Raw genomic sequence first — 18,662 nt, 5'->3', positions numbered from 1 at the left:
GAAGGGACTGTCAGAAATGAACCATCCGGCATCGTATGAAGGCCGCCGAGTAGTTGTTTTAGGCTTGGCTAGAAGCGGAGTAAGCGTAGCAAAGGTATTTCATCAACTAGGCGCGGAAGTCGTTGTTAACGATATGAAGAGTCGTGATTTATGTCCCGAAGCGGATGAATTGACTGCTTTGGGCATTTCTGTGCTATGCGGTTATCATCCTGATGATCTAATTACGGAAGAAACTGCGCTGCTCATCAAAAACCCTGGAATTCCATATACATCTTCTCCCGTTCAACGTGCAGAGGAGCTTGGCGTTGAAATTATAACAGAGGTTGAAGCGGCCTACTGGCTTTCACCTGCCCCGATCATAGGCATTACGGGCTCGAACGGTAAAACGACGACGACGACCTGGCTTGGCGAGATTTTAAGCGCAGCGGGCTTAAAGCCGATCGTTGCGGGGAATATCGGCCGCCCCCTTTGTGAAGCCGCAGTGGAAGCGACGTCTGATCAGTGGATCGTAGCCGAGCTTAGCAGCTTCCAGCTGAAAGGAACGAGCGCATTCCGTCCTCATATCGCGCTTTTGCTCAACATCGCCGAGACCCACCTCGATTATCACGGCGATATGGATGATTACGTGAATTCAAAAGCCAAGCTGTTTGATAACCAAACCGAAGACGATATTGCCATTATCAATTGGGATGACCCGGAATGCAGGGCGTTATCCGAGTTTTTGGTTGCTGAGGTAATTCCATTCTCCTTATATGAGAAACTAGATTCGGGCATTTATATTGATCCTCCATATGTGCGTGATGCCGGAATCTCGCAGGCGGGAGACGGGGATGAATCAGCCAACGTTAGGCAAATCGTTTTCCGGCAGGCGGATGGCGTTGAAACGATAATTTTACCCGTATCCGAGCTTGGCATCCCAGGCGTTCACAATGCCGCTAACGCGCTTGCGGCTATTGCGGCGAGTATTGCTGCCGGAGTTGCTCTTGAGCAGCTTATAGCGCCGCTCAGAGAGTTTAACGCTGTAGAACATCGACTGGAGTTCGTTAGAGAAGTGAACGGGGTTAAATATTACAATGATTCGAAAGCAACGAATACCGTTGCGACAACGATAGCTGTAAAATCATTTGACAGACCAATCGTCCTCATAGCTGGAGGACTTGACCGAGGCTCTGATTATATGGAACTTGAGCCATTGTTCCGTGACAAGCTGAAGGCGCTTGTTGCATTTGGTCAGACTAGCGAGAAGCTGTCCCGCGTCGCGGAGCTGGCAGGTTTAGCTAAGGTGGAAATCGTCGAACCTAGTGAGGACGCCGAATCAGTCCTCAAGCAAGCGGTGAAACAAGCTGCGGCAATTGCAGAGCCGGGTGATGTCGTGCTATTGTCACCGGCATGCGCAAGCTGGGATATGTTTGCATCGTATGAGCAAAGAGGGCGCATTTTTAAAAATTCGGCGCATACCTTGTAAGTAGGGGGCATGTCCCTACTTTCCCATGCTAAGAGGTGTGTTCGCTATGGCCAAAGCACGATCTGCCCCGGATATTTGGATGCTGTCTGCAATCGGGCTTATTCTCGCAATCGGGCTAATTATGGTTTACAGCGCTAGCGCGGTGCTTGCTTTTCATGAATTTGGTGACCGATTCTATTTTGTGAAGCGTCAGGTATTATTTGTGGGACTAGGTATCGGCGCGTTACTATTTACTATGAACACTCACTATACCGTGTGGAAAAAGTGGGCTCCGATGGCTTTGATCGTCTGTTTCGGCCTGCTGCTGCTCGTTTTGATTCCGGGAGTCGGCGTCGTACGCGGCGGCGCGCGCAGCTGGCTCGGCATCAGCTCCTTTGGTATTCAGCCGTCTGAATTTATGAAGTTAGCCATGATTTTGTTTCTGTCAAAATGGCTATCGGATAAGCAGCAAACGATCACGCAGTTCTCTAAGGGACTAATGCCGCCGCTCGGGCTGGTTGGACTAGCCTTTGGCTTGATTATGCTTCAGCCGGATTTGGGTACTGGAGCGGTTATGGTAGGCGCTTCTTTGATACTTATCTTTACGGCAGGAGCCAGAATGGCCCATTTGGGCGGATTGGCGCTTATCGGTGCCGCAGGCTTCATTGGACTTATTATTGCGGCGCCCTATCGTTTGAAACGGATTACAAACTTCCTTGATCCTTGGGCAGACCCGCTTGGCGGGGGATATCAAATCATCCAATCCTTGTATGCGATAGGACCCGGAGGGTTAGTGGGGCTTGGCCTAGGCATGAGCCGTCAGAAATTCAGTTATTTGCCTGAGCCGCAAACGGATTTTATTTTCTCAATATTAGCCGAAGAACTTGGTTTTATTGGCGGGATTACTCTAATTTTATTATTTTTAATTGTGGTGTGGCGCGGAATCCGTGCGGCCATCGCTGCCCCGGATACATTCGGAAGCTTGCTCGCAGTAGGCATCACGGGTATCGTGGGCGTTCAGGTTCTTATTAATATCGGGGTTGTTATCGGGATGATGCCTGTTACGGGGATTACCCTGCCTCTCGTTAGCTATGGTGGTTCGTCCCTTACGCTTCTTCTAACTGCGCTGGGTATTTTATTGAACATATCTCGTTATTCGAGGTGAGGGTTGATGCCTGGTTCGCTAAACGGCGGAGAAGGCATAAGCGGCCTTTCCGCATATTCTGGGATAGTTGATGGCAACTACATACAGCTGACTTGCGAAACTGCAATAATGTTAGAACGAGGCTGCATCTTTAAAGCAGGGCAAAAGGATATATATTTATCAGAGGACACTCGTCCGGCTACGAAAGGTTTGCACAATGCGAAGCAGCAGGTGCAAATGTTCTAGCCGGATTCTGCTGTTACGATGAAGAATGAAAAGTCGATTAGGTTTTAAATTCAAGCATTTCATACGGCACGTGTCGTCTTCGACGAGCACGCATAGGAATTCCAATATAAACCTTACATTGAATAGAACGGGCATTTTCTGCAGAAGTGTTGGAGCTTCGAGTCGTGCCTGATTGGATAAATAGGTATGGGATCAGGAAGCTTGGTCAATACGCCAAATGGCTCTGCATAGGCCACAGTCACACAAGGGCCTATAAGGGCATAAGATACACTATATTCGTGACCGTCGCCCAAATGGAGCGGTTATTGCAGCAGAAGGACCTGGAGGCAGCCGGTTTGGGCTTGTTGACAGGAGTCTCGAATCGTTTTATTCTCATTTTTTACGGTAAGGCATCTGCTAACGTACTGGTTTTGCTTCACAAAACCAAAGCGAATGCTTACGAAGCTGGTTTTGCTTCACAAAACCAAAGTGAACGCTTACGAAGCTGGTTTTGCTTCACAAAACCTTAAGGAGGTTCTACTAATGGAAGCATTTAAAGCGGAATTGGAACAAGCCAATCTTGGCGAAGTTTTGTATAACGAACCGCTCTCGAACTATACAACATGGAAAATCGGCGGCCCCGCTGATATATTAATCCTCCCTCGAAGCAAAGAAGAATTAGTTGCTGCGGTTCAATTGGTGCGGAAGCATCAAATGCCATGGACTAATTTGGGCAGAGGCTCCAACATGCTGGTGAGCGATAAAGGGATTCGCGGTGTTGTGATAAAACCGCACAGAGGGTTAGATTACGTGCGTTTTGAAGGATCGCTAGTCATAGCGGGTGCTTCATATTCATTAATAAAGCTATCAGTCATGGCGGGTAAAGAAGGGCTGACCGGGCTTGAATTTGCAGGGGGAATTCCCGGCACGGTAGGCGGAGCCGTTTATATGAATGCTGGCGCGCATGGTTCGGATGTGTCACGTATTTTTAAATCAGCTGATATTGTACTGGAAACAGGAGAATTGGTTCGCTACGATCGCGAGGATATGAATTTCTCTTACCGACATTCTATTCTTCATGAGCAAAAAGGCGTCGTCGTTGAGGCAACCTTCGAGCTGGCTGAAGGGGATAAGAAGGAAGTTCTCGCTATGATGGCCTCTTACAAAGAGAGAAGATTGAGAACCCAACCGCTGCAGCTTGCATGCGCAGGGAGCGTGTTTCGCAATCCGCCCAATGATTTTGCAGCTAGGCTTATTCAAGAGGCTGGATTAAAGGGTGAAAGCCTCGGAGGAGCGCAAGTATCGGAGCAGCACGCCAATTTTATTGTAAACACCGGGCAAGCAACAGCTGAAGACGTTCTCGCCCTCATGACTCATATTCAAAGCACGGTTCAGGAACGCTACGGCATCCTGTTAGTGCCAGAAGTATTGGTGGTGGGTGAGCGGTAATTCGGAGGTGATACATTGGACAAATTGGTGATTGAAGGCGGGAAACCTCTCTCAGGAACCATAGTTATCCAAGGAGCGAAAAATGCCGCTTTGCCGATTCTGGCTGCCAGTTTATTGGCCGATGGCACAACAACTTTAGATCATGTGCCAGATTTGCTAGATATCGACGTCATGCTGAACATTTTGCGCGAATTAGGATGCCGGGCCGAGCATACGGGAGGAACCGTAGTGCTGGATACTGAAACCGCACATACGTCCCACGTGCCGGAATCGTTAATGAGACAGATGCGTTCTTCTATTTTTTTAATGGGACCCTTGCTTGCTAGGTTTGGTGAAGCCCAGGTCTATCAGCCTGGCGGATGTGCAATTGGGGAACGGAAGATTGATCTACATTTAGAAGGTCTGCAGGCTCTTGGTGCAGAAATAGAAGAGTTTGGCAATCGTATTGTATGCCGTGCCGATAAACTGCGGGGAGCTGACATTCATTTAAGCTTTCCAAGCGTCGGGGCAACGGAAAATATAATGATGGCGGCTGCTTTAGCGGAAGGTCGGACAACGATCAGCAATGCCGCAAGAGAGCCGGAAATCCAAGACTTACAAGGATTCCTAAACGCAATGGGCGCGAAAATTATGGGCGCCGGAACCGACACGATAACGATAGATGGGGTACAGTCGCTAACACCATGTCGTTATAAGGTTATTCCGGACCGAATAGTTGCTGGAACAATTATGGTTGCTGCCGCAGCGACACGCGGTCAGGTAACGCTCCAGAACACGCAGCCCGCGCATTTATCTTCATTGATCCATGTTCTTCGTCGTGCAGGTGTTCAAATAGTTGTCGACGGTGATATAATTAAAGTTGGCAGTGCAACCAGACCCAGAGCGGTTGAAAGAATCGTAACCTCTCCGTACCCGGCTTTTCCTACTGATTTGCAGTCTCAGGTAATGGTGCTGCTTACGCTTGCGGATGGTGTGAGCGTATTGAAAGAAACGATTTTCGAAGGCAGATTGAAGCATGTGGATGAATTGTCACGTATGGGTGCCGACATTCGGGTAGATATGAATGCCGCATTCATTCGCGGAGTGCCTAGACTTTACGGCGCAACGGTTGAAGCAACCGACCTTCGAGCGGGCGCTGCCCTTGTCATTGCCGGCTTAGCGGCGCAAGGAAAGACGGTCGTGGAACAAATTCACCATATCGATCGAGGCTATGAGAAAATCGAAACGATGCTCTCTAGACTGGGTGCGCGTATATCGCGTTATTCGCCAGTGCCTAATAACTAATACTATGCGCATGAGCTGCAAGATAGAAACAGCCGGACCCTTTGATGCTGAGCGATGGTGAAGCAAAGAGGTTAGCCGGATGTTTTTTGGGGAAAGAAGGGACAAGTTATGAGCGCGCAGATGCCTGTACTGAAGGAACCGAGTAAAAAACGAATGGGCAGCAGGAAGCTGCTGTATATTCTCATTTTATTATTTCTGGCTCTTTTAGCGGTGCTGTTTTTTAATTCCTCGATTAGCAAAATATCAGAAATACAAATTGAAGGTACAAGATTTGTGTCGAAAGAGGATATAAGCAAGACTTCTGCTATATTGGTCGGCGATGCTTTCTTCCGTACATCATCCTCTACAATAGAAGAAAGAATTCTTACGCTGCCGCAAATCAATGAAGTCAAGGTTACGAAGTTGTTTCCTGGACTTTTGAAGATCTCAATCGAGGAGTTCCCAGTCGTTGCTTTTGAGCTGTCAAAGCAGGGTGAATTGACAGCATTACTGTCAAATGGAACCAGCGTGGAAGCTGATAACGATGAAATGCAGCTAGTGGACAAGCCGGTGCTGTCAGGCTGGACCGAAGGAGACCCAATAAAAGCCGAATTGACGAAGCAATTGGGGAAAATTTCAGCAAAGCAGTTATCCGATCTATCCGAAATATTGCCGTTTCCTTCTTCAGCTTATCCAGACCGGGTTGTGATGTATACACGTACTAAATTTGAAGTGGTCACAGCTGTTTCTGTACTGCCTGAAAAAATCGAAGCATTGAATGCCGTAATTGAAACGCAGGAGCCAGGTAAGATTACGATGCTGCTTGCAGATACTTATGTTCCTTTTCAAAGTGAAAGTCTGGAAAATATGGACTCCGAGCAAAAAGAGACTACTCAATAGCTTGAAAGAATGGTAGAATTTTATTTATCGCATTTATACTCGATGAGGCTGGATAACATTAGGACATATAGAGTGAAGCAAGGGGCGGAACTCGACACAAAGCGAAAAAACAATGAAAACTTTGTTGAAAAAAGAGGGAAAATATTAAAGGCGTTGAATAAGTAAAAAGACCTTAAACATGTGCAATAATAAATATTTATTTGAAACGGAGGTGCCGCAGGATGAGCAGTAACGACATCATCGTCAGTTTGGACATCGGTACATCCAAAGTTCGTGCTATTATTGGTGAAGTGAATAATGGAGCCATTAATATTATTGGAGTTGGATCAGCCGACTCAGAGGGTATTCGCAAAGGAGCAATAGTAGATATTGACCAGACTGTGCAATCGATTCGCAATGCAATTGAGCATGCGGAGCGCATGGTAGGCATTCAAATATCAGACGTTTATGTTGGTATTCAGGGCAATCATATTGCGCTGCAAACCAATCGTGGCGTCGTTGCAGTATCCAACGAGGATCGTGAAATCGGTGAAGAAGATATTGAACGTGTATTGCAAGCAGCAAAAGTAGTCGCGCTTCCACCAGAACGTGAAATTATTAATTTGGTACCTAAGCAGTATTTAGTTGACGGTTTAGAAGGAATTTCTGATCCGCGCGGTATGATTGGCGTACGTTTAGAAGTTGAAGCGACGATCGTAACGGGAACGAAGACTGCCATACATAACCTAATGCGTTGTGTAGAGAAAGCGGGACTTCGTATTTCTGGCGTGATTTTGTTATCATTAGCTTCTGGCGTTGTTTCATTGACTAAGGATGAGAAATCTATGGGTACCGTACTTACAGACATCGGAGCAGGGTCCTGCACAATTGCGATTTATGATCAAGGCGGGCTAGCGGCTACATCTACACTTCCAATTGGCGGTGAATATGTAACGAATGATGTTGCTTATGGCTTGCGCACACAAAGTGATCAAGCGGAGAAAATTAAATTAAAATACGGATGCGCTAACGTTCTAGATGCAGCCGAAGATGTGAAGTTTAAAGTAGTGCGGATGGGCAGCAATGTGGAGAAAGAGTTTTCACAGGTTGATCTTGCCAGCATTATTGAACCTCGTATGCAAGAAATCTTCCATCTCATTCGACAAGAGGTGAGAAGACTCGGATATGGGGAAAAGGTTAACGGCTATGTCTTGACAGGCGGCACGGTATCGATGCCAGGAACACTAGCTTTGGCCCAGACAGAGCTTGAGTCTTCCGTTAGAATTGCACTTCCGGATTATATCGGTGTAAGAGACCCTGCATACAGCAGCGGTGTTGGCATGATTCAATATGTGTCGAAATATATGGGAGCTCGTGGAACTGGAGCAGTGAAGAAAACGGCAAGCCGCAAAGCAAGTCCAGCACCTTCAACTAAACCCGGTATGTTCGAGCGGATCAAAAGCATGTTTAATGAGTTTATTTGAAAATATAAGATAATATAAGTTTCACCTCTATACGATGCTTATATTTTACCGCGAAACGTTGCTGTACCGTATCGTAGGATGCTATCAGCAGTTTACGCTTGACTGGGGGAAAATGAAAGATGTTGGAATTCGACTTTGAGCTTGAGCAGCTTGCTCAAATAAAAGTAATAGGTGTAGGCGGTGGCGGCAGTAATGCTGTAAACCGTATGATAGAGAATGGTGTTAAAGGCGTAGAGTTTATTACGGTGAACACGGATGCACAAGCATTGCATCTGGCAAAATCCGAGCATAAGCTGCAAATCGGCGATAAGCTGACACGCGGTCTTGGTGCAGGAGCTAATCCGGATGTAGGCAGCAAGGCAGCCGAGGAATCCCGCGAAATCATTATGAATCAGCTTAAAGGTTCGGACATGGTTTTCGTTACAGCGGGCATGGGCGGCGGAACAGGTACAGGCGCAGCTCCAGTTATTGCTGAAATTGCACGCGAATGCGGTGCTTTGACAGTCGGCGTTGTTACTAGACCATTTACTTTTGAAGGTCGCAAGCGTTCTGGACAAGCCGAGCTTGGTATCGAAGCGCTAAAAGAAAAAGTAGACACGCTAATCGTTATTCCTAATGATCGTTTACTCGAAATCGTAGACAAGAAAACGCCAATGCTGGAAGCATTCCGTGAAGCGGATAATGTGCTTCGTCAAGCGGTACAAGGCATATCTGATCTCATTGCAGTACCTGGTTTGATCAACCTTGACTTTGCAGACGTGAAAACGATCATGACTGAACGCGGATCCGCGCTTATGGGTATCGGTATCGCTACAGGCGAGAACCGTGCTGCTGAAGCGGCAAGAAAAGCTATCATGAGTCCGTTGCTTGAAACTTCAATTGATGGCGCACGCGGCGTAATTATGAACATCACTGGCGGCAGCAACCTATCGTTGTATGAAGTCAATGAAGCCGCTGAAATCGTCATTTCTGCCTCGGATCCTGATGTAAATATGATTTTTGGTGCAATTATCGATGAAGATCTGAAGGACGAAATTAAAGTTACCGTTATTGCAACGGGCTTTGAGCATAAGTCGGCAGCAGCTCGTCGCATACCTCAACAACAGCCGGAATCGGTTGATACGAGACAAACGGGAAGCACGAATGCCGTTAAGCCATTCGGGGCTAGCAATACATCAAGCGACCAGCTTGAAATACCTGCATTCCTTCGCAATCGTCCACGCGGCGATCGCTAAAGTAAACTCAATCCGCCTCACCAGCCTTTGGTGAGGCGGATTTTTTGTTTTGATGCGTGTTAATAACACAGTCTTGCTTACAGAGCGAATATGGCGTATTGGAGCGCTCAAAAAGACGCTTTAAGCACGCATATGTGCTTTTAGGGAAGAAGCAATCTGTAAAAGTTGTTTATAAACACACAGCGTGCATAAAGAAGGAAAACGCGTGTCTGACTGCTAGAAAGGATGCTGAAAGAATAATGTAGAGCAGCAATTGCTAAATAAAGAAACTAGGTTGATGTTCCGGGTTTATTTTGTAGCTGCGGATTCTTTTTGTGCCTTTGCCTGCCGGAAGCAGCAGTTGCCGCAATACCATACCGTGCAGCAGCCTTTGAGCATCGCGTTTTTTGATTCTAAGAAGCTGAATAACGTCGGACGGCCGGATTTGCGCGTGAGATTCTACTGCGTATTTTAATATTTCTTGCTGCAGGAAGTTTTCTGCACTCACTTCTTCTTTTCTGCCAAGTAAACTTCTGCTGAGAAATAGTTGAAGTAGATGCTGGCAAATGTGTGGTTTTTCCTTAATGTCGTCGTAGGAGAACCGTAAAAGCTTCCAACCATCTAGGATTAGATGATTTTGCCTCATCAAAGAATCAGAGAACGCCTCGCGGGTAATCTCAGTCGAATGTGTTCGAAAACCATCAATTTCAATAACAAGCCGCAGGTCGGCTTTTAAATAAGCAAAATCTAAATATCTTACTCCGTCACGGAAATCGGCAATTTCATACCCGGGATACAATCCGTCCAATTCCTGAAATGCAGGATACCAAACGGCTTCCAAAAAAAGCTTTTCAACATGTCCAAGTCCGTGCTCGAGTCTCCGTTTGTTCTCACCCTTACGCTCCATCAGATGCATGTTCAGCCAATATTCGTATTGCTCTTGAAATGACAACTTATCAACCTCCTCAGTAAAATACAAAACACCGCATACTGCGGGAGAGATCTTATCCCGAGTAAGCGGTGTTCTTCACAGCTTTTCATCTATACAAAATCATAATCTATATTAAAGCGTTGGACAAGCTGCGATTTCAAAAAGATTGCAGATTCGTCAGCAATAAATCCGTATCTCAACTTGTTCCTAATCAATAGATATATTTTACAGCAGCCAAAGGCTTGGCGGTTTTTATACTCCTACTCGACAAAAAAAGATATGTCATGCTGTCATGAATAGACAGACTTTGAAATAGGATTTTAATATACTAGTCTCAATCGTTCTCTCGGGTGCCGGCTGCAGGCCCGTTAACCGCCAGTTGCAGGAAGGTGACCGAAGTGGCTATTTATGTGGATATTATGTTTTTGCGAGAGCTGCTTGTTGACGGCGCTATTCTATCAACTACCGCGTGGGCACGACATCTGAAACCAAGGCCTTGGCGGGTGTTAGTGGCATCTTCTGTCGGAGCTTGTTATGTCGTTTTGATGTTTTTTCCGCAATTAACTTTTTTATTCACGTTTGCCGTAAAGGTCGTCATGTCGTTTTTAATTGTGTGGATTGCTTTCGGTTTCGCATCTATCCAGCACTTTATAAGAAATATTGCAGCGTTCTATGCGGTTAATTTTGTCGCTGCTGGTGCAGTGCTAGGGCTTTATTATTTGTTCATGCAAGGGTCTGGCAAGGTTTGGAAAACGATTGCTTTCGTCAACGGGAATATGCACGTGGAGCTCAAGATGGGACTATTTTATTTGGTTGCTGCGTTTTGTATCGGGCTGTATATATACCGTACCGTCTTGAYGCAAAAAAGAGAACGGGAGCTGGTGCAAACTCATTTAGCAGAGGTGAAAGTTACGATTGGAGAACGGATTCAAACCTGCGTTGGCCTGGTAGACACTGGTAATCAGCTTTATGATCCGTTAACCCGGACGCCGGTTATGGTGATGGAAGCATCCTTATGGCAAGATGATTTACCCGAGTCGTGGTTGAAAAGCATACGAGATGCACAAGTAGATCGTCTTGTAGCGGGAATGGATGAACAACCCTTTGTGTGGCAAGACCGGCTTCGTCTCGTTCCATTCAGAGGTGTCAACCGAGGATCACAGTTCATGCTAGCGATAAAGCCGGATGCGGTCGAGATTACTAGGGAAGGACAAGTTTTTGAAACGCGGAAGGTGCTTATCGGGCTGGACGGCGGAAAGCTAACGTCTGATGGGGCATATCGAGCCATTATCCATCCGTCTATGGTACAACATTAAAGTACGTATGCTCATACAAACGAGGAGGGATGGGCCAGATGCTCGTCAAATACAAATTGATCCTTCAGTTATATTATTATCGTATTATGTTTTTATTCGGATTAAAAAGTGAAGAGATTTATTATATTGGAGGCAGTGAAGCGCTTCCACCTCCCCTTACGCGCGAAGAGGAAGAATATTTGCTGGAAAAGCTGCCTACGGGCGATACGGCCATTCGTGCCATGCTCATCGAACGAAATTTAAGACTAGTTGTATACATTGCTCGTAAGTTTGAGAATACGGGCATTCATATCGAAGATCTCGTATCAATTGGCGCGATTGGTCTCATCAAGGCGGTTAACACGTTTGATCCTGAAAAAAAGATTAAGCTTGCAACCTACGCCTCGCGTTGTATTGAAAATGAAATATTGATGTATTTGCGCCGCAACAGTAAGACTCGCACAGAAGTTTCGTTTGATGAACCGCTTAACATCGACTGGGATGGCAATGAACTTCTTTTGTCTGATGTGCTGGGAACGGAAAACGATACGATTTATCGTAATATTGAGGAACAGGTTGACCGTAAGCTGCTCCATAAAGCGTTAGATAAGCTGTCTGAACGTGAGCGGATTATTATGGAGCTTCGCTTTGGACTTGCGGACGGAGAAGAAAAAACGCAAAAGGATGTTGCGGATCTTTTGGGTATTTCACAATCGTATATTTYCCGCTTGGAGAAGCGGATTATAAAAAGACTGCGAAAAGAATTTAATAAAATGGTCTAAGTCCACACCCAGCTTGCGGTTGTCGAATGATGTCGCATTAGGAATAAAAAGGCCTTCTCAGGAGATAATGTACATTAATGTTTCTCCTTGGGAGGTAATCACGTTGACCCGAAATAAAGTCGAGATCTGTGGAGTGGATACCGCGAAACTGCCTGTCCTAAATAATGTCGAAATGAGAGAATTGTTTACGGCATTGCAAACCCGCAACGAGTGGGCGGCAAGAGAGAAATTAGTAAACGGCAACCTACGGCTTGTGCTAAGCGTTATACAGCGGTTTAACAATAGGGGAGAATTTGTGGACGACTTATTTCAGGTCGGCTGCATTGGACTTATGAAGGCGATAGATAATTTCGACCTTGGCCAAAATGTCAAATTTTCCACCTATGCCGTACCGATGATTATCGGTGAAATACGCCGTTACTTGCGTGACAACAATCCTATTCGCGTATCGCGGAGCTTGAGGGATATTGCCTACAAAGCCCTCCAAGTCAGGGATAGCTTAACGAACAGAAATTCACGCGAGCCGACTATTTTTGAAATATCGGAGGCGTTGAATGTTCCGAAGGAAGATGTCGTATTTGCACTCGATGCCATTCAGGATCCGGTTTCATTGTTTGAGCCCATTTATCACGATGGCGGAGATCCGATTTATGTGATGGATCAAATTAGTGACGAACGCAACAAGGATGTATCGTGGATCGAGGAAATTGCGCTGCGGGAAGCGATGCATAAGCTGAATGACCGGGAAAAAATGATATTGTCCATGCGCTTCTTTGAAGGTAAAACACAAATGGAGGTTGCCGATGAAATCGGCATCTCTCAAGCGCAGGTGTCACGGCTCGAAAAATCAGCTATTCAACAGATGCAAAAGCATGTCAAAACATAAAAAAAAACGGTGCCGTGAGGCACCGTTTTTTTTGTGTATGCAACGCAAGCCATGTCTTGTCTAAGAAATAACCATCATCCAAGTCGTTAAGCCACAGAGAAGCAAACATAACGGAGAGTAATACAAGGTATCCATTCGTGCGAAATGCGTATTTCGAATGCTTTTGAAAAAACCGAGTGTTTTGAATTCGCCCACCGCACGGAGCAAAAAAACTACGGCGAGCGACCAGCCTGCGAAAGAGGGAAGCCATGACGGGCCTATAACGGGTATGACCCCGGCTTCCATAAGCAGCAATGCCGATGCAGCCCAGAAAATTAAAATTACGGCTGCGATTTCGATGCGCCCCGGTTTGAAAAACGGTGCCTTTGTATCGGTTCTTGTCGGAACTGCGATTAAAAAACCTCCGCGGCCGCCAAATAACCAATACACATGGATGCAGCCGATAATGAACAGCACTGCGCTAACCAGACTCGCTAAAAGTATGTCCATACATAATCCCTCCGTAAGGATTAAAGTGATTTTTCAATCATAGGCATTAGCAGGCCAATCTGCTTTTCTGATTCTTGCTTTGACAGAATTCGGTACTTATTGCGCTCATACCAGCCTAAATAATAGCTATAAATCAGCTCAGAGCTGTTAAGGGCCTGTTCAGCGGAAAAGCCGCATTCTACAAGCAAACCACTCATGTAGTCAAGCCGCTGCTGCTCTATTTGGAATAAGAGCTCAGCATAAAAAGGCTCGGTGGCTCCTAATTTGCGCAAATAGTACACAAAGTCCTTCCCTTCTACGGAGCTGAACATAAGGGTGAGCAAATGGCGAACTCTCTGCTGCGGCTGTAACGTTTGATGGTATTCGATATGCGCGATGATTGACGTCGTAGCAATCTCCTGCCAATGCTCGATGATACGTTTTACGAATGCTGATCGATTTTTAAAATACCAGTAAAAGCTGGTTTTACTGCTRCCAAGCAGCTTTGCCAGCTGCTCGACCACAAGAGCTTCTACGCCTCCTTCTGCAAATTTCTGAAGGCCGAGCTTAATCCAATCGAGCTCCGTAGCAACAAGTTTGGGCATTTAATCCTCCTTGAACATTTATAATTATTGTACGCTTCCGTACATAAACCTTAACACAAATAAAAGGGGATGAAAAGTATTGTACGCAATCGTACATTAAATGTTCGTAATTCTAAAATAGAAGCGCGTTTTTTTAATAAGAAGGACATTTTAGGCAAATTACTCATATAGTTATAGGAGAGATAAACGGACGATCACTCTACTCGAAAAGTGGTGAACGGAAATGAAAATATCTGATTTTCAGACGAAAGACGTAATCAATATCGTTGACGGCAAAAAGCTGGGTCAAATTAGCGACTTAGAACTTGATTTGCGGCAAGGGCGCATTGATTCTATCGTTGTGCCTCAATTCACAAAGTTTTTGGGCATGTTTGGCGGGGGAGGTACGGAGGTCGTTATTCCTTGGCGGAATATCGTTAAAATTGGCGCGGATGTCGTACTTGTTCGCATGGATGATACGAAACAGCTGCGTGCGGAAGAAGATGATTTGCACGCTCGATCATAACACGATAAACTGTGTCTAGTTGGTTTGCTATGCAAACTAAACCGTTGGCTTAGGAAGTTGGTTTGCAAAGTGAACCTTTAAATAGAGGTGAGAGCGGTATGGAAGCTTTTGAACAAAAATTATTAGCGAAGGGGCCTTCGCTTTTTTTATTGTCGGAATGGAATAATCGATTTGGCCGGATGACTGCCGGGTTTACGGGACGAAATGGAGGAACTAGCGGCGCTCCTTGGGCTTCGTTGAATATGGGCTTGCATGTAGGGGATCAGGATCAAGCCGTAATTGACAATCGGAGACGGTTAACGGATGCAATTGGCTGGGATTTTGAGGCATGGACCTGCGCCGAGCAGGTGCATGGGAATCTCATTCATCAAGTGATGGCAGCGGATAAAGGCCGCGGTAAAGAAACCTTGGACGATGTGCTTAAGGACTGCGACGCGATTATGACGGATGTGCCTGGGGTTCTTCTAGCCTCCTTTTATGCTGACTGCGTTCCGCTGTATTTCTTTGATCCTGAGCATGAGGTCATAGCGCTTGCTCATGCCGGATGGAAGGGAACAGTGCAGCAAATAGCCGTGAAAACGGTACAAGCGATGGCTAGGGCGTACGGATCAGACCCGAAATCAATCATGGCGGCGATAGGACCGTCTATAGGCAGCTGCTGCTACGAGGTTGATGGCCCTGTTATAAACCAAGTTCAGCAGCTATTGTCGGAGCTTGGAGTAACGGGTGAGGCCGCTGATCGGATGCTAAAGCAGGGTGGTAACGGCAAGGCGAACTTGGACTTGAAAGAAATAAACCGACAGATTATGATAAAAGCAGGAATTTTGCCGATACGTATCGAATTAACACAGTGGTGCACTGGATGCAGACGGGATTTGTTCTTTTCCCATCGCAAAGAAGGTGGCTTGACGGGCCGAATGGCCAGTTGGATCGGCATTCGGGAGAGGTGAAGCATGCCATATACATTTGAGGATAGAATAAAGCTCGTAGAAGATCGAATCATGAAAGCTTGCGAGCGTTCAGGACGCAGCAGAAATGAAGTGCAAATTATAGCCGTTACTAAATATGTTTCTCTGGATATGACGAAATCGGCCTTGGAGCACGGCTTTCGCCATCTAGGCGAAAACAGGTGGCAGGATGCGCAGGAAAAATGGGAAACGATTAGTGAGCAGGTTGATTCGGAAGCCGACAATCAACCTATCTGGCATTTTATCGGTTCATTGCAATCGAATAAGGTAAAGGACGTCATTGGGAAATTTACATACATGCATTCATTGGACAGGCTGTCACTCGCCGAGGCGATTGACAAACGAGCGTCGCAGCTCGGGATTACCGTGCCTTGCTTCATTCAAGTAAACGTCTCTGGGGAGAATTCGAAGCAAGGAATTTCTCCAGAGGAACTTGTGCCATTTGTAGAGCAGCTGTCACGATTCAAGTCGATTAATCCAATTGGCTTAATGACGATGGCGCCTTTTGAAGCGGAACCCGAGCAAACAAGACCAGTCTTCAAAGCATTGCGCGAGCTGCGTGATGAGATGCAGAAGAAATCTGAGCATGGAAGCACCATCACCCAGTTATCTATGGGGATGTCGAATGATTTTGAAGTAGCAATCGAAGAAGGGGCGACATGGATCCGTCTGGGCACGATATTAGTGGGGATAGAGGAGGAATAAAGGATGAGTGTCATGAACCGCTTTATGAGCTTTCTCGGCTTGCAGGAGGAAGAAGAAGTCGTAGAGAGAGAACGAGTTGTACAGCAGGAAGAACAAGAAGCTGAAACTTCTCCCTTCGAAGCACGTAAAAACACAAAGAGCAATAATGTCGTCAGCATTCACTCACAGAAAAATGTCCGTGTGGTGCTTAGTGAGCCCCGTTCTTATGACGAAGCGCAAGAAATTGCGGACCATTTGCGTTCACGCCGAGCTGTCATTGTGAATTTGCAGCGCGTTCGCAGTGATTTAGCCGTTCGGATTGTTGATTTCCTAAGCGGCACAGTGTACGCTTTAAACGGGAGCATCTCTAAGCTAGGTCCTAACATTTTTCTTTGCACGCCGGATTCAGTGGAAATCCAAGGCGCGATAACGGAAATGCTGGCGGAGGAGAACGACTACAACAAAATGAGGTGACCTTGAGTTAATGAATGAAGTTTATAGCATTATTAAACTAGTCCAGCAAATCTACACATTTATGATTATCGGTTACGTGCTGCTTTCTTGGCTGCCGACTGCCCGGGAGAGCTTCATCGGGGTATTTTTGGGCAAGCTGGTAGAACCGTACTTAGGCATTTTCAGAAGATTTATACCGCCAATCGGAGGAATGCTTGACCTATCTCCGATCCTTGCTGTATTCGCGCTTCAGTTTGTTGCAGCAGGCTTAATCGCGGTATTCGATTTTTTTATTTAAAGGAATGATTTCGCATGAAACAAGGCATATATGATCATTTCCATCCCGACGAGAAATCTTTTGTCGATCGGGCTGAGGAATGGATTGAGCGGTCCGCACAGCAGCATGAGCTGAAGCGGACCGATTTTTTAGACCCGAGACAAGTACAAATATTAACCATTTTGGCAAATCGTAACACTGATGTTACCGTGCGCTTTGATGGCGGATATGAGCAGGCAGAGCGGAAACGTGCGCTTATTGGACCGGATTATCGTAATTTGGACGATGAAGAAGCAGGAATATCCGTTTTAGCCGTTAATGGACCGGGACAGGCTCAGCTTGAACTGGACCATGGCGATTTTTTGGGTGCCTTACTTGGACTCGGCATTAAACGCGATCGAATTGGCGACATCCATGTACATGAGCAGTTTTGTCATATCGTCGTCATGGATGAAATAGCGGATTACTTAAATATCCATTTGAGACAGGTTCATCGGATAAGCGTCTTAACCGATATCATTCCATTGTCTGAGTTGAAACCGGTTGTTCCAAAGCTGGAGGAAATGAGCTTATCCGTCGCTTCCATGAGGCTCGATGGCATCGCGAGCGATGTTTACCGGATTAGCCGCTCCAAAATTGTTGATCCGATTCGCGCAGGCAGATGCCGTGTGAACTGGAAATCGGAGGAGGATCCTTCCGAGCAGCTTCGTGCCGGTGATGTTGTTTCTTTCAAAGGATTTGGTCGGTTTAAGGTACTAGAAGTGGACGGCGTGACAAAAAAAGGCAGAATTCGAGTCAGGATTGGTAAATTTATTTAATCCATTGCAGGAATCTCCCTTTAGTTGTCGAAATTGTTCTCATTAAATCGTGTAATTCGGTTACGGTTGCTAGGGTCATAAATATCATGAGGAGGTGCGCCAATGCCGTTATCGCCATTGGACATACATAACAAAGAGTTTGGCCGGAGATTACGCGGCTATGACGAGGATGAAGTTAACGAATTTCTTGATCAAGTCATAAAAGACTATGAATCGCTGATTCGTGAAAATAAAGAGCTGCAAAATCAGCTGCTTGGCCTGCAAGAAAGATTAAACCATTTTACGAACATTGAAGAAACGCTTAGCAAAACGATTATTGTGGCGCAGGAAGCGGCTGACGAAGTAAGAAGCAACGCGAAGAAGGAAGCTCAATTGATCATTAAGGAATCGGAGAAAAATGCGGACCGTATCATTAATGATTCATTAGCAAAATCCCGCAAGGTATCGCTTGAGGTCGAAGAGCTTAAAAAACAAGCTTCTGTCTACCGTGCTCGTTTCCGTACACTCGTAGAAGCGCAGCTCGAGCTGCTTACCGTTGATGGCTGGGATACGCTTGAGCCGCAGCAATCGAGGCAATCGGAGAGGCAATCGGAGCATGAGCTCACACGCGGTTAGAAATTTAATAATTAGACGAATCGACATTTGACATTTAGCCTGTCGATACGCTATAACTAATAGTAATTAACTAATGATCTAAACTTCGTTGAAGAGAACGAGTACGTTTTAAGTTCACTCCTCAGAGAGCCGGCGGCAGCTGAAAGCCCGGTGTGTGAGCTATTGCGGAATATCCTCTCTGAGAAGCGGCGCCGAACCTGCGAGAGCAGCAGTAAGTGCTGACGGTTGTCCCCCGTTACAGGGAACGCGAGCAAATTGTTCGCGACTAAGGTG

The 18,662-nt window shown here is 46.1% G+C and carries 20 protein-coding genes and 1 other annotated feature (1 of these 21 running past the window's edge); of the genes, 17 read left to right on the top strand and 3 right to left on the bottom strand.

All coding sequences use genetic code 11. The features are described 5' to 3' along the window. Positions 1-16 precede the first annotated feature (16 nt). The 7 genes from murD to ftsZ all read left to right on the top strand — a co-directional run bounded on the left by murD (position 17) and on the right by ftsZ (position 9,123). Positions 17-1,465, top strand: a complete 1,449-nt coding sequence (gene murD, locus AC1DLI_RS15710; RefSeq protein ID WP_477604077.1) for a UDP-N-acetylmuramoyl-L-alanine--D-glutamate ligase — start codon at positions 17-19, stop codon at positions 1,463-1,465. A gap of 46 nt (positions 1,466-1,511) precedes the next feature. Then, positions 1,512-2,609, top strand: a complete 1,098-nt coding sequence (gene spoVE / locus AC1DLI_RS15705) for a stage V sporulation protein E (RefSeq protein ID WP_477604075.1) — start codon at positions 1,512-1,514, stop codon at positions 2,607-2,609. A gap of 747 nt (positions 2,610-3,356) precedes the next feature. Beyond that, positions 3,357-4,262, top strand: a complete 906-nt coding sequence (gene murB, locus AC1DLI_RS15700) for a UDP-N-acetylmuramate dehydrogenase (RefSeq protein WP_477604073.1) — start codon at positions 3,357-3,359, stop codon at positions 4,260-4,262. A gap of 15 nt (positions 4,263-4,277) precedes the next feature. Continuing rightward, positions 4,278-5,546 (top strand): UDP-N-acetylglucosamine 1-carboxyvinyltransferase, encoded by a 1,269-nt coding sequence (gene murA, locus AC1DLI_RS15695; protein ID WP_477604071.1) that lies wholly within the window; start codon positions 4,278-4,280, stop codon positions 5,544-5,546. A 108-nt stretch (positions 5,547-5,654) separates the two neighbouring features. Next, on the top strand, positions 5,655-6,425 hold the full coding sequence (locus AC1DLI_RS15690) for a cell division protein FtsQ/DivIB (protein ID WP_477604069.1): 771 nt from the start codon (positions 5,655-5,657) through the stop codon (positions 6,423-6,425). Between the two features lie 221 nt (positions 6,426-6,646). After that, a complete protein-coding gene (ftsA, locus tag AC1DLI_RS15685) occupies positions 6,647-7,888 on the top strand; it encodes a cell division protein FtsA (RefSeq protein ID WP_477604067.1) in 1,242 nt (413 codons plus the stop codon). A 119-nt stretch (positions 7,889-8,007) separates the two neighbouring features. After that, positions 8,008-9,123 (top strand): cell division protein FtsZ, encoded by a 1,116-nt coding sequence (ftsZ, locus tag AC1DLI_RS15680; RefSeq protein WP_308997997.1) that lies wholly within the window; start codon positions 8,008-8,010, stop codon positions 9,121-9,123. 256 nt (positions 9,124-9,379) lie between these two features. Here the strand turns inward: ftsZ and AC1DLI_RS15675 are convergent, their stop codons facing one another. Beyond that, positions 9,380-10,054 carry a DNA-binding response regulator gene (locus AC1DLI_RS15675; protein ID WP_477604065.1) on the bottom strand — a complete coding sequence of 225 codons (675 nt, stop codon included), beginning with the start codon at positions 10,052-10,054 and terminating at the stop codon, positions 9,380-9,382. 377 nt (positions 10,055-10,431) lie between these two features. On the opposite strand from AC1DLI_RS15675, the gene spoIIGA reads away from it, so the two are divergent. From spoIIGA to sigG, 3 genes are all read left to right on the top strand, one after another. Next, a complete protein-coding gene (spoIIGA, locus tag AC1DLI_RS15670) occupies positions 10,432-11,349 on the top strand; it encodes a sigma-E processing peptidase SpoIIGA (protein ID WP_477604063.1) in 918 nt (305 codons plus the stop codon). Positions 11,350-11,387: 38 nt separating this feature from the next. Next, positions 11,388-12,110, top strand: coding sequence for an RNA polymerase sporulation sigma factor SigE (sigE, locus tag AC1DLI_RS15665; protein ID WP_477604061.1), 723 nt, complete (start codon positions 11,388-11,390; stop codon positions 12,108-12,110). 103 nt (positions 12,111-12,213) lie between these two features. Then, on the top strand, positions 12,214-12,996 hold the full coding sequence (gene sigG / locus AC1DLI_RS15660; RefSeq protein WP_308999994.1) for an RNA polymerase sporulation sigma factor SigG: 783 nt from the start codon (positions 12,214-12,216) through the stop codon (positions 12,994-12,996). Positions 12,997-13,056: 60 nt separating this feature from the next. Here sigG and AC1DLI_RS15655 read toward each other — a convergent pair whose 3' ends face one another. Beyond that, on the bottom strand, positions 13,057-13,485 hold the full coding sequence (locus tag AC1DLI_RS15655) for a DUF3995 domain-containing protein (RefSeq protein ID WP_477604058.1): 429 nt from the start codon (positions 13,483-13,485) through the stop codon (positions 13,057-13,059). Between the two features lie 20 nt (positions 13,486-13,505). Beyond that, positions 13,506-14,069, bottom strand: coding sequence for a TetR/AcrR family transcriptional regulator (locus AC1DLI_RS15650; protein WP_477604056.1), 564 nt, complete (start codon positions 14,067-14,069; stop codon positions 13,506-13,508). Positions 14,070-14,292: 223 nt separating this feature from the next. Between AC1DLI_RS15650 and AC1DLI_RS15645 the strand changes: the two genes are divergently transcribed. From AC1DLI_RS15645 to AC1DLI_RS15615, 7 genes are all read left to right on the top strand, one after another. Further along, positions 14,293-14,574, top strand: coding sequence for a YlmC/YmxH family sporulation protein (locus AC1DLI_RS15645; RefSeq protein ID WP_053375508.1), 282 nt, complete (start codon positions 14,293-14,295; stop codon positions 14,572-14,574). Between the two features lie 98 nt (positions 14,575-14,672). Then, positions 14,673-15,524, top strand: coding sequence for a peptidoglycan editing factor PgeF (gene pgeF, locus AC1DLI_RS15640; RefSeq protein ID WP_477604053.1), 852 nt, complete (start codon positions 14,673-14,675; stop codon positions 15,522-15,524). 3 nt (positions 15,525-15,527) lie between these two features. Beyond that, positions 15,528-16,247 (top strand): YggS family pyridoxal phosphate-dependent enzyme, encoded by a 720-nt coding sequence (locus AC1DLI_RS15635; protein WP_477604051.1) that lies wholly within the window; start codon positions 15,528-15,530, stop codon positions 16,245-16,247. Between the two features lie 3 nt (positions 16,248-16,250). Then, complete coding sequence (locus tag AC1DLI_RS15630) at positions 16,251-16,700, top strand: cell division protein SepF (RefSeq protein ID WP_308999999.1); 450 nt, start codon at positions 16,251-16,253, stop codon at positions 16,698-16,700. A 10-nt stretch (positions 16,701-16,710) separates the two neighbouring features. Then, positions 16,711-16,977, top strand: coding sequence for a YggT family protein (locus AC1DLI_RS15625; RefSeq protein ID WP_309000000.1), 267 nt, complete (start codon positions 16,711-16,713; stop codon positions 16,975-16,977). A 14-nt stretch (positions 16,978-16,991) separates the two neighbouring features. Then, the gene (locus tag AC1DLI_RS15620) at positions 16,992-17,774 is read left to right on the top strand and encodes a YlmH family RNA-binding protein (RefSeq protein WP_477604048.1); all 783 of its coding nucleotides are present in this window, start codon (positions 16,992-16,994) and stop codon (positions 17,772-17,774) included. 102 nt (positions 17,775-17,876) lie between these two features. Further along, positions 17,877-18,389, top strand: coding sequence for a DivIVA domain-containing protein (locus AC1DLI_RS15615; RefSeq protein WP_309000002.1), 513 nt, complete (start codon positions 17,877-17,879; stop codon positions 18,387-18,389). A 79-nt stretch (positions 18,390-18,468) separates the two neighbouring features. Next, positions 18,469-18,662: a binding site (T-box leader), on the top strand (it continues 105 nt past the right edge of the window).

It is taken from the genome of Paenibacillus sp. 01T443 (assembly GCF_056398325.1).
This window is presented reverse-complemented; position numbering and strand designations above follow the sequence as displayed.